The sequence below is a fragment of the Streptomyces sp. A01 genome (assembly GCF_059026195.1).
On sequence record NZ_JBWLKN010000012.1, the window covers coordinates 185,011 to 198,976 of the forward strand.

9 protein-coding genes are annotated in these 13,966 nt (G+C 71.6%); 2 read left to right on the top strand and 7 right to left on the bottom strand.

Going from position 1 to position 13,966, the window contains the following annotated elements; all coding sequences use genetic code 11:
- Window positions 1-2 precede the first annotated feature (2 nt).
- The 4 genes from cbiQ to AC5P1B_RS18570 all read right to left on the bottom strand — a co-directional run bounded on the left by cbiQ (window position 3) and on the right by AC5P1B_RS18570 (window position 5,956).
- Window positions 3-749, bottom strand: coding sequence for a cobalt ECF transporter T component CbiQ (gene cbiQ, locus AC5P1B_RS18555; protein WP_493888387.1), 747 nt, complete (start codon window positions 747-749; stop codon window positions 3-5).
- Between the two features lie 212 nt (window positions 750-961).
- Window positions 962-2,338 (bottom strand): energy-coupling factor ABC transporter permease, encoded by a 1,377-nt coding sequence (locus AC5P1B_RS18560; protein WP_493888388.1) that lies wholly within the window; start codon window positions 2,336-2,338, stop codon window positions 962-964.
- A gap of 649 nt (window positions 2,339-2,987) precedes the next feature.
- A complete protein-coding gene (locus AC5P1B_RS18565) occupies window positions 2,988-5,213 on the bottom strand; it encodes an MMPL family transporter (protein WP_493888389.1) in 2,226 nt (741 codons plus the stop codon).
- A gap of 113 nt (window positions 5,214-5,326) precedes the next feature.
- Window positions 5,327-5,956 (bottom strand): TetR/AcrR family transcriptional regulator, encoded by a 630-nt coding sequence (locus tag AC5P1B_RS18570; protein WP_493888390.1) that lies wholly within the window; start codon window positions 5,954-5,956, stop codon window positions 5,327-5,329.
- A 397-nt stretch (window positions 5,957-6,353) separates the two neighbouring features.
- Between AC5P1B_RS18570 and AC5P1B_RS18575 the strand changes: the two genes are divergently transcribed.
- Both AC5P1B_RS18575 and AC5P1B_RS18580 read left to right on the top strand, forming a co-directional pair.
- Window positions 6,354-9,866, top strand: a complete 3,513-nt coding sequence (locus AC5P1B_RS18575) for a S41 family peptidase (protein WP_493888391.1) — start codon at window positions 6,354-6,356, stop codon at window positions 9,864-9,866.
- 147 nt (window positions 9,867-10,013) lie between these two features.
- Entirely contained in the window at window positions 10,014-10,217 is a 204-nt protein-coding gene (locus tag AC5P1B_RS18580) for a hypothetical protein (RefSeq protein ID WP_493888392.1), read from the top strand.
- Window positions 10,218-10,399: 182 nt separating this feature from the next.
- Here the strand turns inward: AC5P1B_RS18580 and AC5P1B_RS18585 are convergent, their stop codons facing one another.
- Genes AC5P1B_RS18585 through AC5P1B_RS18595 form a run of 3 tightly spaced genes read right to left on the bottom strand, consistent with a single transcriptional unit; the run spans window position 10,400 to window position 13,907 of the window.
- Window positions 10,400-11,296, bottom strand: a complete 897-nt coding sequence (locus tag AC5P1B_RS18585; RefSeq protein WP_493888393.1) for an SDR family oxidoreductase — start codon at window positions 11,294-11,296, stop codon at window positions 10,400-10,402.
- Window positions 11,293-12,324, bottom strand: coding sequence for an alpha/beta fold hydrolase (locus AC5P1B_RS18590; RefSeq protein WP_493888394.1), 1,032 nt, complete (start codon window positions 12,322-12,324; stop codon window positions 11,293-11,295). The genes AC5P1B_RS18585 and AC5P1B_RS18590 overlap by 4 nt, the downstream gene beginning before the upstream one ends.
- Window positions 12,321-13,907: a flavin-containing monooxygenase gene (locus tag AC5P1B_RS18595; RefSeq protein WP_493888395.1), complete on the bottom strand. Its 1,587-nt coding sequence runs from the start codon at window positions 13,905-13,907 to the stop codon at window positions 12,321-12,323. Before AC5P1B_RS18595 ends, AC5P1B_RS18590 begins: the two co-directional genes overlap by 4 nt.
- Window positions 13,908-13,966: the final 59 nt, after the last annotated feature.

The window sequence follows — 13,966 nt, forward strand, 5'->3', positions numbered from 1 at the left end:
GGTCACAGAGTCCATCCCATCAGGCAGATGACCAGCGCGGCCACCGGCAGCCCGAGCGCGTACGCCCATTGGGCACGGGTCGCCGTCGCCTCGTCGATGACGGGCATGCTGCCCGTGTAGCCACGGCTGAGCATCGCCAGGTGCACCCGCTCGCCGCGCTCGTACGAGCGGATGAACAGGGCCCCGGCGGACTTGGCCAGCACGCCCCAGTGGCGCACTCCGCGCGCCTCGAAGCCTCGCGACAGCCGGGCGATCCGCATCCGGCGCATCTCGTCGGAGATGACATCGCCGTACCGGATCATGAACGACGCGATCTGTACGAGCAGCGGTGGCAGCCGCAGCCGCTGGAGTCCGAGCAGCAGTGTGCGCAGCTCGGTGGTGGAGGCCAGCAGGACGGAAGCGGCGACGCCGAGCGTGCCCTTGGCGAGTACGTTCCACGCGCCCCACAGGCCCGAGACGCTGAGCGACAGGCCGAGGACTTCGGTCCGTTCGCCTTCCGCGACGAACGGCAGCAGGACGGCGAACGCCACGAACGGCACCTCGATCAGCAGCCGCTTCAGCAGCAGCCCCGCGGGCATCCGGGCCAGCGTGGCCACGGCCGCGAGCAGCACCGCGTAGGCACCGAACGCCCAGACCGCCTCGCGCGGTGTCGAGACGACGACGAGGACGAAGCAGAGGACGGCGACGATCTTGCAGTGCGGCGGCAGCCCGTGCACGGGGCTGTGCCGAGCCACGTAGAGCCGCTGCACTGCGCCCCCGCCTGAACCACCTGACGCGTCCGACCGGCCAGAGCGGCCAGTTTCGCCCGACCGACCCGACCGGCCCGGGCTGCCCGCCCGGTCCGAGCCGGCTGACACGCCTGATCTGCCTGTCCCGTCCGACCCGTCCGACCCGCTTCGCGGGGACGGCCCGGAACCCGTCGGCGGGCGCGGCCGAGCCCCCGTACCGGTCGGCACCCCGCTCAACGGCTCTCCCCCTCGCCACCCGGCACGACCCCGGGGCCCACCTCGGCCACGGGTTCAGGATCAGGGGCGGAACCCGGGTCCAGGCTCGGGGTTGACGCGGAGGCCGACGCGGCCCTTCGGCGGCGGACCGTCCAGATGACGCCCGTGCCGACGACGAGCGTCGCGCTCACTCCGATGACACCCGCCAGGCCGCCGGACAGCCGCTCGTCGCCGATGTCCTTGGTCTGGTAGTCGGCGAGGGGCGAGTCCTTCACCGCGTGGTCCTCGGTCTTCGTGTCGATGCCCTTGTCCTCGGCGACCTTCTCCAGGCCGTCGGGGTTGGCCGACGCGTAGTAGCTGCCGAACCCGGCCAGCGCGAGGGCGGCGACGAGACCGGCGAGCTTGAAGCGCCGATTCGCGCGCGTACGGGCGGCGATCGGCTGAGCGGCAGCCGTGGCGGGCGAGTCGGGTGTGCCGGGCGTGGCAGTCGAGTCTGGTGCAGCGGGCGTCGCGTGGTCGGTCACTGCCCCGGTCTCGGCCGCCGCCATGCCCTGCGCGGCTGCGCCCTCCGCCTCCGCACCGTCCGTCTCCGCGCCAACCGCGCCCGCGCCAGGCCCGTTCGCGCCAGGCCCGTTCGCGTCCGCCCCGAGGGGTCGGCCCGGCGTGCGGGGAGCCGTGACCGGAGCGACGCGCAGTTCCAGCGGGCGGACGAGGCCGCGCGCGCCGTAGACCAGGTCGGGTCGTACGGCCATGACCGCGCCGACCGTCAGAGCCGTGATCGCGGCCTCCCCGATGCCGATGAGCACGTGCACGCCCACCATCGCCGTGAAGACCTTGCCGATCCCGACGTCCGTCGTGCCGCCGAGCGCGTACAGGCCGGTGAAGGCGACGGCGGCGGCCGGTACGGAGACGACGGCGGCGACGAAGGACGCCGCCGTCACCGCGCCACGGCCACGCGGCAGCACCCGCACCAGGCCACGGAAGAGGCCGTATGCGACGACGGTCGTGACCACCGCCATGTCGGTGATGTTCACGCCGAGCGCGGTGAGGCCGCCGTCCGCGAACAGGACGCTCTGCATGAGCAGCACGACGGACACGCACAGCACACCCGTATACGGGCCGACGAGTATCGCCGCCAGGGCACCGCCCAGCAGATGGCCGCTGGTCCCGGCGGCGACCGGGAAGTTGAGCATCTGGACGGCGAAGATGAAGGCGGCGACGAGACCGGCAAGTGGCGCCGTACGCTCGTCACCCGCCAGCTCACCGGTCGGGCCGCCGGACGGGCCGCTCAGCTCGCGGCGCGCGCCGCGCAGGCTGATCGCCACAGCCGCCGCCGCGACCGCTCCGGCCGCCAGCGACACCGGGGCGTCAATGAATCCATCGGGGACATGCATGGCCCGTCTCCGCTCTCGCCACCTGTTCGGGCACTCGCCGTCGGCCGGGGACACCGCCCGGCCGCCAACGCCGGGGCACACCCGGCCTCTCGACGATTGTGCTCTCCTGCGAAGAGCTTGCAAGAGCATGACAGACGCGTAACCCCGGCGGCAGGGCTTCCTCCGCATCAGCGACGGTGACGTACGACGGCAGAACACCAGGAATCCGACAGCCCGCACCCGCCTGAAGGCGAAGCCGGGCCGGGAGCGGGCGCCGGGCCGGGGCCGGGGCGGGGTCAAGGCGGAGGCGGGCCGGGGTCGGGCCGGGACGTCGGCCCGCACGTGGTCCGGGCGCCGGACCGGGGCTCGGGCGCCGGCCCGCACCCAAGCGGGGAACCAGCCCGGCCCGCGTAACCGCCGAGGCGGGCATGAAGAGACGGGCATAAAGACGACGGCGGCCCCCTGTCCGGGAGCCGCCGTCCTTCTCACTGTGCGTGCCTGACCCCGTCCCCACGGGCAGGCACTGCCTGGAAGCGCCGGCGAAGTGTCAGCTCCGGCGTTTCCAGACGCTGTGCGGGTGGCCGCTGGACCGCCCCGCAGCGCTGAGCCGCGGGGCGGCCACCGGCCGCCCGGTGGTCCGCGCGGCCCCGAGGGGCGCGCGGACCGTCGGTCACACCCGGGTCAGGCGGTCCTGGTCGGGGTCGGACCCCGACTCGGCCGGAGCGGGAGACTCCAGGACCTTCTGCAGCTTCTCGCCTTCGACGTCCACGTTGGGCAGCACCTTGTCCAGCCAGCCCGGCAGCCACCAGGCGCTCTTGCCGAGCAGGCCGAGCACGGCCGGAACGATGGCCATGCGGACCACGAACGCGTCGAACAGGACCGCGATGGCCAGACCGAACCCGATCATCTTGACCATCTGGTCGTGCGAGCCGATGAACCCGGCGAAGACGCTGATCATGATGACCGCCGCGGCCGCGACGACCCGGGCACCGTGCGTGAAGCCGGTGACCACGGCCTGCTCCGCGGACTCGCCGTGGACGTACGCCTCGCGCATGCGGGTCACGAGGAAGACCTCGTAGTCCATCGCGAGACCGAAGACCACACCGATCATGAAGATCGGCATCATGCTCATCACCGGACCGGTCTGCTCGACCCCCAGCAGGCCCGACAGCCAGCCCCACTGGAAGACCGCGACCACTGCGCCGAGCGCGGCGACGACGGACAGGAGGAAGCCGAGCGCCGCCTTGAGCGGAACCAGGATCGACCGGAAGACGATCATCAGCAGCAGGAACGCCAGGCCGACGACGAGCGCCAGATAGGGGACCAGCGCGTCGTTGAGCTTCGCCGAGACGTCGATGTTCATGGCCGTGGTGCCGGTGACCAGGACCTTGGCCCCGGTGTCGGTCTTCAGGCCGGACGCCGCGTCACGGATGTTGGAGACCAGGTCCTCGGTCTCCATGCTGCTCGGCTTGGAGGCCGGAATGACCGTCAGCGTGGCGGTGTCGCCCGCCTTGTTGAACTGGGCCGGGGTGACACTGGCGACGTCGTCGAAGCCCTCGATGGTCTTCTTGACCTTGTCGACGGCGGCCTTCGGGTTGTCGCTGCCCGCGGTGTCGGTGACGACCATCAGCGGTCCGTTGTACCCGGGGCCGAAGCCCTCCGACACCATGTCGTACGCCTTGCGCTGCGTGGTGCTCGTCGGCTGCGCGCCGTCGTCGGGCAGGCCCAGCTCTAGCTTGCTCACCGGGGCGGCCGCCGCGCCGAGCGCGACGACACCGAGCAGTAGCACGGCGACGGGGCGGCGCAGAACGAACCGCGCCCAACGGGTGCCCATCTTCGGCTTGTCCGAGACCGGCGCGCCGCTCTCGGCGAGCTTGCGGGCCTTGCGGCCGTACACGCGCTTGCCCGCGAAGCCCAGCATCGCGGGGATCATGGTGATCGCGATGAGGACGGCGATGGCGACGGTGCCCGCGGCGGCGAAGCCCATCTTGCTGAGCACGGGGATGTTGACGACCGCGAGGCCGACGAGGGCGATGACGACGGTGAGACCGGCGAAGACGACCGCGGAGCCCGCGGTGCCCACGGCGCGTCCGGCCGCTTCCTCCCGCTCCCTGCCGTCGGCGAGTTCGCCGCGGTACCGGGAGACGATGAACAGGGCGTAGTCGATGCCGACCGCGAGGCCGATCATCATGGCCAGCGTGGAGGTCGTGGTGCCCAGGTTCAGCACGTTGGCGAGCGCGGTGATCGAGGAGATACCGATACCGACGCCGATCAGCGCGGTGAGCAGCGGCAGTCCGGCGGCGACCAGCGAGCCGAAGGTGATGATGAGGACCACGGCGGAGATGGCGATACCGATGATCTCGGTGGCACCCTGCTCCGGCATGGCCTCCAGCGCGTCACCGCCGACCTCGACGGTCAGCCGCGAGTCGCCGCCCTTGTCGACAGCGTCCTGCAGGCCCTCCCTGGTCTTGTCCTTCAGCTCCATGGAGGTGACCTTGTACGTGGCCGAGCTGAAGGCGGTGGTGCCGTCCTTGCTGATGGTCTTGGCCTCGAAGGGGTCGGCCACCGAGCCCAGTTGGTCCGAGCTGGCCTTGACCTCGCGGATGACCTTGACGACCTCGGCCTTGTTCTCCGGGTCGCTGATCTTTTCGTCGTCGGGCGCGCGGAAGACGATGCGCGCGGTGGCGCCGTCCGCGTTGGCGGCAGGGAAGCGTTCTTCCATCAGGTCGAAGGCGTGCTGCGCCTCGGTGCCCGGGACGGAGAAGCTCTCATCGGTCGGGGCGGGGGCCGTGGCGGCGCCGACTCCGGCGACCGCCAGCAGCGCGACCCAGAACAAAGCGACGAACCGGCGTCGCCTGAAGGCGAATCGGCCGAGCTTATACAGGTAGGTGGCCACGAGAAGGAGTGCTCCCGTCGAGTAGTGGAGTGGCAGGGGCGTACTGAGCCATCCCAGCGACGAGAGCGGCGCGCCAGGTTGGAGATATTCGGGGTATTCGGGTGTTCGCGAATCTAGGCGATGGGGCTGCGCCTCGTCGCGGCGGGGTCGGCACCGAGAGCGGGGAGTATCACGGCGTCGATGTATTCGTAGAGATATGCGTCGTCCGGCTTCTCGGCGTCGATCAGCGGACGGGCCACAAAGGCCCCGGTCATCATGTGGGGAACGAAGTGCAGAGCAGGGGTCCCGGCGGAGACCTCCCCCCGGGCCACGGCGCGCTTGAGCAGCGCGTCGAGGGCGACGATCTCGGGTGCGATCAGCAGCTCCCGGAGCGCCTGTTCCAGGTCGGGGTTGTCGTGGGCCGCGTGCGCGAGGCCGCGGAGCAGGTCGGCGTCGCGTTCCGCGTTGTTCTCGCCGCACCGCACCATCTCGCGCAGGTCGCCGCGGAGCGACCCGGTGTCGATGTCCTCAAGCGCGACCGGCTTGATATGCCGCAGGGCCGTGGCGACGAGCTCAGGCTTGCCGTTCCACTGCCGGTAGAGAGTCGCTTTGCTGGCGCGGGTCCGGGCCGCGACCGCGTCCATCGTCAGCGTCTCGTAGCCGACCTCGCGGAGCAGGTCGATGACGGCGTTGTACAACTCGCCCTCGCGTTCGGGCGTCAGCCTGCTGCGCCGCGCTGGGGCCTTGGGTTCAGCGACCGGCATGACGCACCCCCATCCGAACGAAACGGTTTCGTACTACCTGCTCAGCATACGTCCAGCCCCAACGAAACGATGCCGTTTCGCTGGTGTTCTGCATCACAATGGCGCTCGGGAAGGAACCCGCCCAGCTCAGAGGTCATACGGACGCCGAGGGCGCACAGGAGTGCGATACCGGGGCACGAGCGCTCGCCGGGCCGGACGGCGTACGCGGCGCGAGGCGGCGGGCTCGTCCCCGGAGGGCGCGCGGCGCCCGCGCCCCCCAGCAGCACAGGCCACCCGAGCCCGGCAGCCCGGGAGCACGCCGCCCACCCGCCCCCGGCGCGCGACTCACCCCCGGGCGTGAAGGGGGCGCGACCGAGTTGCCGCCCCGTGCGCGGGCCGAAAGCATGGACGGGTGACTGTGAGCGATGGCGCATACCTCCGCTACCCGCATCTCCATGAGAACTTGCTGTGCTTCGCGGCCGAGGACGACCTGTGGGTCGCCCCGCTCGCCGCGACAGACGCCGTGGCCGGACGGGCCTGGCGGCTGACCGTCGATCGCACGCGGGTCGGCCATCCCCGCTTCTCCCCGGACGGCTCGCGGATCGCGTTCACCAGTTGGCGCAGTCTCGACCCGGAGGTCTACCTCGTCCCCGTGAGCGGCGGACCGGCCCGCCGCCTCACGTACTGGGGCAGCACGGACACCCGCGTCTGCGGCTGGACCCCGCCCCACAAGGACCAGCGCTGCGACATCCTCGCCGTGTCCTCACACGGCCAGCCCTTCTCGTACTACTCCTGGGCCTACAGCCTGCCCACCGACGGCAGCCCCGGCGGCAGACTGCCGTGGGGCCCGGTCTCCGACATCGCCGTCGCCGACCTGGACACCCTCGGCCTCGGCGACGACGCGGACACGTCCACGGCCGACGGGCCGGAGCAAGGCGGCGGCGGGCCGGGCCACGGCTGCGGCGGACCGGCCAACCGCCGCACGCTGCTGCTCAGCGGCAAACCACCGCACGAGCCCGCCGCCTGGAAGCGCTACCGGGGCGGCGCCATGGGCCGTCTGTGGCTGCACGGCACCCGTCTGGTCCCCGAGCTGAACGGACATCTGGACTCGGCGATGTTCGTCAGCGGCCGGATCGCCTTCCTCTCCGACCACGAGGGCATCGGCAACCTCTACTCCTGCCTGCCCGACGGCACCGATCTGCGGCGCCACACCGACCACGCGGACTTCTACGCCCGGCACGCCTCGACCGACGGCTCGCGCGTGGTCTACCAGTGCGCGGGCGACCTGTGGCTCGTCGACGACCTGAGCCCGACGGGCACGCCACGGCGGCTGGCTGTGGAGCTCGGCGGGCCGCGCGCGGGCCGTCGCGCGTACCAGGTCCCCGCCGCCGCGCACGTCACCTCGGTATCCGTGGACGAGACCGGCCGGGCGAGCGCCGTGGGCGTACGCGGCAGCCTCTACTGGCTCACCCACCGCGACGGCCCCGCCCGCACCATCGCCGACACCCCGGGCGTGCGGGTGCGGCTGGCCGAGATGCTGGGGCCGACCGGGCGGATCGCCTACGTGACGGACGCGGAGGGTGAGGACGCGATCGAGATCGCCCAGCTCCCCCGGGCCACGGGGCCCGGCCACCCGCGCAGACTGGCCGCCGGAATGCTGGGCCGCGTGACCGAGCTGACCGCCTCCCCGGACGGCGAATGGCTGGCCGTGGCCACCCACGACGGGCGGCTGCTGCTGGTCGACGCCACCGTGGACGAGGCGGAGGCGGCGAGCGCCGTGGAAGACCTCATTCCGGGGGTCGGCGACGCCACCGACTTCGGCGCCACGCCCGAGGCCGCCGCCGCGGCCGCCGCCGAGCAGGCCGGAGTCAGCGAGCTGACCAGGTCCTCCAACGGGCCGGTGCGCGACCTGGCCTTCTCCCCCGACTCGGCGTGGCTGGCCTGGTCGCACCCGAACATCGGGCGCTCGCTCCGTAAGATCAAGATCGCCCGGCTGCGCCCGACCGGCAGCCTGGGCAGGGCCATCGTGGATGTGACCGACGGCCGGTTCGAGGACGAGCAGCCGGTCTTCACCCGCGACGGCCGCTATCTCGCCTTCCTGTCCTGGCGCGGCTTCGACCCCGTCTACGACGTACACACCGGCGACCTGTCCTTCCCGCTGGGCTGCCGCCCCTACCTGGTGCCGCTGTCGTCGGCGACGCCCTCGCCCTTCGCGTTCTCCCCCGAGGGCCGCCCGGCGGCGGGCGGCCTCGACCCGGCCGTGGCGGACGACCTCGACCACACGGTGCTCGTGGAGGTGGAAGGGCTGGCCAGCCGGGTCACGGTCTTCCCCGTCGCCGCCTCCAAATACTCCGCGCTGCACCCTGTCAGCGGCGGCGGCCTGGTCTGGCTGCGCTGGCCGATCTCCGGTGCGCTCGGCGAGACGTTCGCCAACCCGGCCGACACCTCCGGGCGCCCGACGCTGGAACACTTCGACCTCGCGAAGGCCCGGCGCACCGAACTCACCAGCGCCGTCGACTGGTTCGCCGTCAGCGGCGACGGCTCCCGGCTGGTCGTCAACGACGACGGCGACCTGCGGATGGTGCCCGCCACGGAGACCCCCGACCCGGACACCACGGTCTTCATGGACCTGCGGCGCATCCTGCACGACGTCGACCCGACGGCCGAGTGGCGGCAGGCGTACGAGGAGGCGGGCCGCCTCATCCGGCACTACTTCTGGGACCCCGGCCTGTCCGGCATCGACTGGGACGCGGTGCTCGCCCAGTACCGGCCGCTGGTCGAACGCGTCGCGTCCCCCGACGAGTTCGCCGACCTCCTCCGCGAGGTGCTCGGCGAACTCGGCACCTCGCACGCGTTCGTCGTACCCGCCCGCAGGAACGAGGGCCCACCGCACTACCAGCGGGCCATCGGCCTGCTCGGCGCCGACTTCACCCACGCCAAGGACGGCTCCTGGGTCGTCACCCGCATCCTGCCGGGCGACTCCTCCGACTCCAGGGCCCGCTCGCCGCTGGCCGGTTCCGGTATCCGGGAAGGCTCCACGCTCACGCACGTCGACGGCCGCCCCGTGGACCCGCTGACCGGGCCGTTCCCGCTGCTGGCCGCCGCTGGTGGCACGACGGTCGAGCTGACTTTCATCCCGGGTCCCGCGCCCGGACACGACTCGGGAGAGACCGCCACCGAGGGCGAGCGGCCACCACCGCGGCGGGTCGCCATCGTGCCGCTGATCGACGAACGGCCGCTGCGCTACCAGCACTGGGTCGCCAAGCGCCGTGCTGTCGTCCGCGAGTTGAGCGGCGGCAAGTGCGGCTACCTGCACATCCCGGACATGGGCGGCTCCGGCTGGGCGCAGTTCAACCGGGACGTACGCATGGAGATGTCGCGGCCCGCGCTCATCGTGGACGTACGCGGCAACGCGGGCGGCAACATCAGTGAACTCGTCGTCGAGAAGCTGACCCGCACCATCCTGGGCTGGGACCTCACCCGCGACGCCCAGCCGGTGAGTTACGCGAGCAACGCGCCGCGCGGCCCCATCGTGGCCGTCGCCGACGAGATGACGTCCTCCGACGGCGACATGATCACCGCGGCGTTCCGGCTGCTCGGCCTCGGGCCCGTGGTGGGGCTGCGCACCTGGGGCGGAGTGGTCGGCATGACAGGACGCCACCGCCTCGTGGACGGGACCACACTCACCGTGCCGATGAACGCCGCCTGGTTCGACGCATACGGATGGGGGGTGGAGAACCACGGCGTCGAGCCGGACATCGAGGCGCTGCGCTCCCCGCTGCACTGGGCGGAAGGCCGCCATCCACAGCTGGCTGTCGCCGTACGTACGGCACTTGAGCTGCTGGAACGCCACCCGGCGGCGGAGCCGCCCGACTACTCAGGCGTCCCGGACCGGCGCCGCCCCCAGCTCCCGCCGCGCACCGCGGACTAGTCGGCCTGGCCGTTCCTGGCCGGCCCTGGCCAGGCGGGCGACCGCGAGGACCAGGTGTTTTCACTGTGCGTAATGTCCGAAATGCGAGCTATGCGGTGCCATGTAACTCTGGTCGGGGCCCCCACCACCGCAGGAGGAGCGAACAGCATGGGCATCTCAGACCAGTTCAAGGACAAGGCCGAAAAGCTCCAGCAGAAGGCCAAGCAGAAGGCCGGCCAGGGTAAGGAGAAGAGCCGGGAGCGCGAGAGGCAGCGGGAGGACGACTCCTCGCAGCGCGGCCAGGACATGGGCGACACCATGGAGCGCGGCAAACGGCGGATGGGCGAGACACGGGACGACTACGAGCTCTGACCGAGGCACCCGAGCCGCAATCGGAACCATCCATTCCGCAGCAGCTCCGTAGCAGCCCCCAGCAGCTCCGTAGCAGCGCGCGCGGACACGACACCGCGCGCACGAGGGGCGCACCCACGGGGGTGCGCCCCTCACCGCTGTCCGCGAGCCGCGCCGTCCGCAGTTCGCAGCAGGTCGCGCGCCTACGACTGGCGCGCGACGCGTTCCTTCTCGTCCGCTCCGCCGCCGGCACCGACCAGGCCGGTGCGGGCGCCGCGGTTCGCCTCAAGGCGTGGCTCGAAGCGCCGCATCTCGCGCTGGCCGACCGTGCCGATCAGAGCCGGCAGGTAGCCGCGGATGGACTGCATGCCGCGCAGCCACCACTGCGCGTACACATGCGAGGAACGCCGCTCGATACCGGCGACGAGCCGGTCGACCGCAGGGCCGAGGGGGTAGGTGCGGTTGGACGGCCAGGGCAGCCGGGCGCGCAAGTCGCGGAGCACGTCGTCCTCGTCGGCACCGCGCACCATGTCGGTGTCGGTCCAGCTCAGATAGCCGACCCCGACCCGTACGCCCTTGTAACCAACCTCGGCGCGCAGGCTGTGCGCGAACGCCTCGACGCCGGACTTGGACGCGCAGTACGCCGTCATCAGCGGGGCCGGAGTGATCGCGGCCAGTGAGGCGATCTGGAGCAGGTAACCGCGGCTCTCCATCAGCACCGGCAGGAACGCGCGGGCCGTGGTGGCGCTGCCGATCAGGTTGACCTCGATGACGCGGTTCCACGACGCCTCGTCGGAGTCGACGAACGGGCCGCCCGCGGCCACCCCGGCGTTGGCGACGACGATGTCCACCTTGCCGAACCTGGCCTTGACCTCCAGCGCGACCTGCGACATCGCGGCGTGGTCGGTGACGTCGGCATACCAGTGCGCGGCCTCTCCGTGCATGCTGGCGGCCACCCGCTTGAGCTCTTCCGGCTCCAGGCCGACGAGCGCCACCGTGGCACCGCGTGCTGAGAGCTTGCGGGCGAGGAGCTCGCCCACGCCGCGCGCCGCTCCGGTGACGACGGCGACCTGTCCTTCCAGACTCCTGCGTGTGCTCATGCCGTCTGCTCCTTCACCGTGCCGGCGTCGGCCGTGACCGTCGCCTGGGGTGCCGCCATTGCCTGGGATGCCGCCGCCTGGGCTGCCGCCGTCGTCCGGGACGCCGCGGTGAGGTGGCCGGTCACCAGGCCGCGGGCCGCGGCTGCCACCGTGTCGGGCGCTTCGATCGGGGTCATATGGCCGAGGCCGGGCAGCTCGGTGTAGCTGACGCAGCGCGGAAGCCGGGCGGCTATCTTCCGCGAGTGCGTGATGGGGGTGAGCCGGTCGGCGGTGCCGCCGATGACGGCGGTCGGCATGTTCAGCTGGCTGACGTGCCGGTCCAGGTCCATGTCAGCCATCATGTGTCCCCATTTGGCCCGGACCGTACGCGGACAGGAGTGCACGATACGGGCGCACGCCTCCATCATCTCGACGGTGGCGGCGGGCCCCATCGTCGCGTACTTCAGCACGCGCCGCGCGACCGGCGTGACCGGCCCGAGCGGGGCGGACGAGCCGAGGACCAGATGGTGCACCTTGGCGCGCACCTTGCCCCGGGGCAGCGGTACGACGAGTGTCTCGGCGAGCAGCTGGCCGCTTCCGGTGCTGCACAGCAGGACGGCGGCGGCCCGCTCGCGCAGCGTCGGCCGCTCGGCGGCGGCCATTATCGTCATGCCGCCCATCGAGTGGCCGACGACGACCGCCTGTTCGGGGGTGCCGTCCGCGGCGGTGCCCAGCGTCTGGTCGAGCACGGCGACAAGATCGTCGGCGAGGGTGTCGGTGCCGTAGCGGCCGTAGCCGGGCTCGGCGGTCCTGCCGTGGCCCCGCTGGTCGTAAACGATCACCCGGTGGTCGGTCGCCAGCTCGCGTATGACGGGCGCCCAGAAGGCCGTGGAGCAGGTCCAGCCGTGCGAGAGCACGATGGCGGGCGCGTCGTCCGGCCCGTGCTGCTCGGCGTATATCAGCGAGCCGTCCGCGGAGGTCACGGGAAGTTCACGGACGGGCGCGGGCGGGGCGTAGCGGCCCGTGGTGACGTATGCGGGCCGGGTCATGCGACCGCCTCCGATGACTGCTCGCTGCTCGCCGCTTTCGCGGCGGCCTTCGTCCGGGGTTTGCTGGGCTTGGCCGACTTCGCGGGCAGGGCGGGCTCGGCGGCTGGGCGGGCGGGTGCGCGCAGCACCTCGTATTCGGAGAGGTTCACCTCGCGGGTCTCCTTGCGGAACTCGCCGGTGGTGCCGGGCCAGACGGTGGTGTTGCGGCCGTTGGCGTCCAGGTACCAGCTGTCGCAGCCGCCGACGTTCCACACGGTGCGCTTCATACGCTCCTGCACCCGGTGCGACCAGGCATGCACGGCGGACGGCCGGGCGTCGAGGGCGGCCCTGCCACCGAGGATGTCGAGCTGCCTCAGATAGTCGACCATGTAGTTCAGCTGCGATTCGATCATCAGGATCATCGAGCTGTTCCCGAGGCCGGTGTTGGGGCCGATGATCGTCATGAAGTTGGGGAATCCGGCGGCGGCGGCGCCGCGCAGTGCCTCCATCCCCTCCTTCCACTCCTCGGCGAGGGTGGTGCCTTCGGCGCCGGTCACGCGCTTCGCGATGGGCATGTCCGTGACGTGGAAGCCGGTGCCGAAGACGATCGCGTCCACCTCGGTCTCGGAGCCGTCGGCGCCGATCAGCGTGGAGCCGCGCACCTCCTTGAGGCCGGAGGCGACGACGTCGACATTCGGCTGGGCCAGCGCGGGGTAGTAGGTATTGGACAGCAGGATGCGCTTGCAGCCGATGCGGTAGTCAGGTGTGAGCTTGGCGCGCAGCACGGGGTCCTTGACCGCGCGCCTGATGTGCGCCTTGGCCACGGTCTCGACGAGGCCCAGCTGGTTCGGCCGCTTGGTAAAGGCGCTGACCTGGAGTTCGCGCATGCCCCAGAGCAGGCCGCGGCGTACGACCCGGGTCGCCGGCAGCTTGCCGTGCAGCCACTGCTCAACGGCCGTGATCTTGCGGTCGGCGCGCGGCAGCACCCACGGTGGGGTGCGCTGGAAGAGGGTGAGCTGGTCGACCGTGGGCTGGATGCTGGGCACGATCTGGATGGCGGAGGCACCGGTCCCGATCATCGCCACGCGCTTGCCGCGCAGGTCGTAGTCGTGGTCCCAGCGCGCCGAGTGGAAGACCCGGCCGGGGAAGTCCTCAAGCCCGGGGATGCCGGGGATCTGCGGGTCGGACAGCGGCCCGGTGGCGGAGACGACGACGTCGGCGGTGTACGCGCCGCTGGCGGTGTCGATCTCCCAGTACAGCTCCTGGGTGTTCCAGCGCATCCCCCTGACCTCGGAGTTGAACCGGATGTGCGGCCTGAGCCCGAAGGTGTCGGTGACCCGCTCCAGATAGGCGCGGATGTGTGGCTGGCCGGAGAAGTTGCGCGGCCACTCGGGGTTCGGCGCGAAGGAGAAGGAGTAGAGGTGGGACGGGACGTCGCAGGCGCAGCCCGGGTAGCTGTTGTCGCGCCAGGTGCCGCCGACCGAGTCGGCCCGTTCCAGAACGAGGAAATCAGTGATGCCTTCGCGGCGCAGCCGTACGGCCGCCCCGAGGCCACCGAAACCGGTTCCGATCACCGCCACCCGCACGTGCTCATGCTCGGCCATGCCGCCGCCTCCAGAGTCCGACGAAACCATGCCAGCAATCACTGGCACGATTAGGAGAG

Coding starts and splice junctions, on each gene's coding strand:
- AC5P1B_RS18595 (WP_493888395.1), bottom strand. CDS start 13,907: ATGGCCGAGCATGAGCACGTGCGGGTGGCGGTGATCGGAACCGGTTTC.
- AC5P1B_RS18560 (WP_493888388.1), bottom strand. CDS start 2,338: ATGCATGTCCCCGATGGATTCATTGACGCCCCGGTGTCGCTGGCGGCC.
- AC5P1B_RS18590 (WP_493888394.1), bottom strand. CDS start 12,324: ATGACCCGGCCCGCATACGTCACCACGGGCCGCTACGCCCCGCCCGCG.
- AC5P1B_RS18585 (WP_493888393.1), bottom strand. CDS start 11,296: ATGAGCACACGCAGGAGTCTGGAAGGACAGGTCGCCGTCGTCACCGGA.
- AC5P1B_RS18580 (WP_493888392.1), top strand. CDS start 10,014: ATGGGCATCTCAGACCAGTTCAAGGACAAGGCCGAAAAGCTCCAGCAG.
- AC5P1B_RS18570 (WP_493888390.1), bottom strand. CDS start 5,956: ATGCCGGTCGCTGAACCCAAGGCCCCAGCGCGGCGCAGCAGGCTGACG.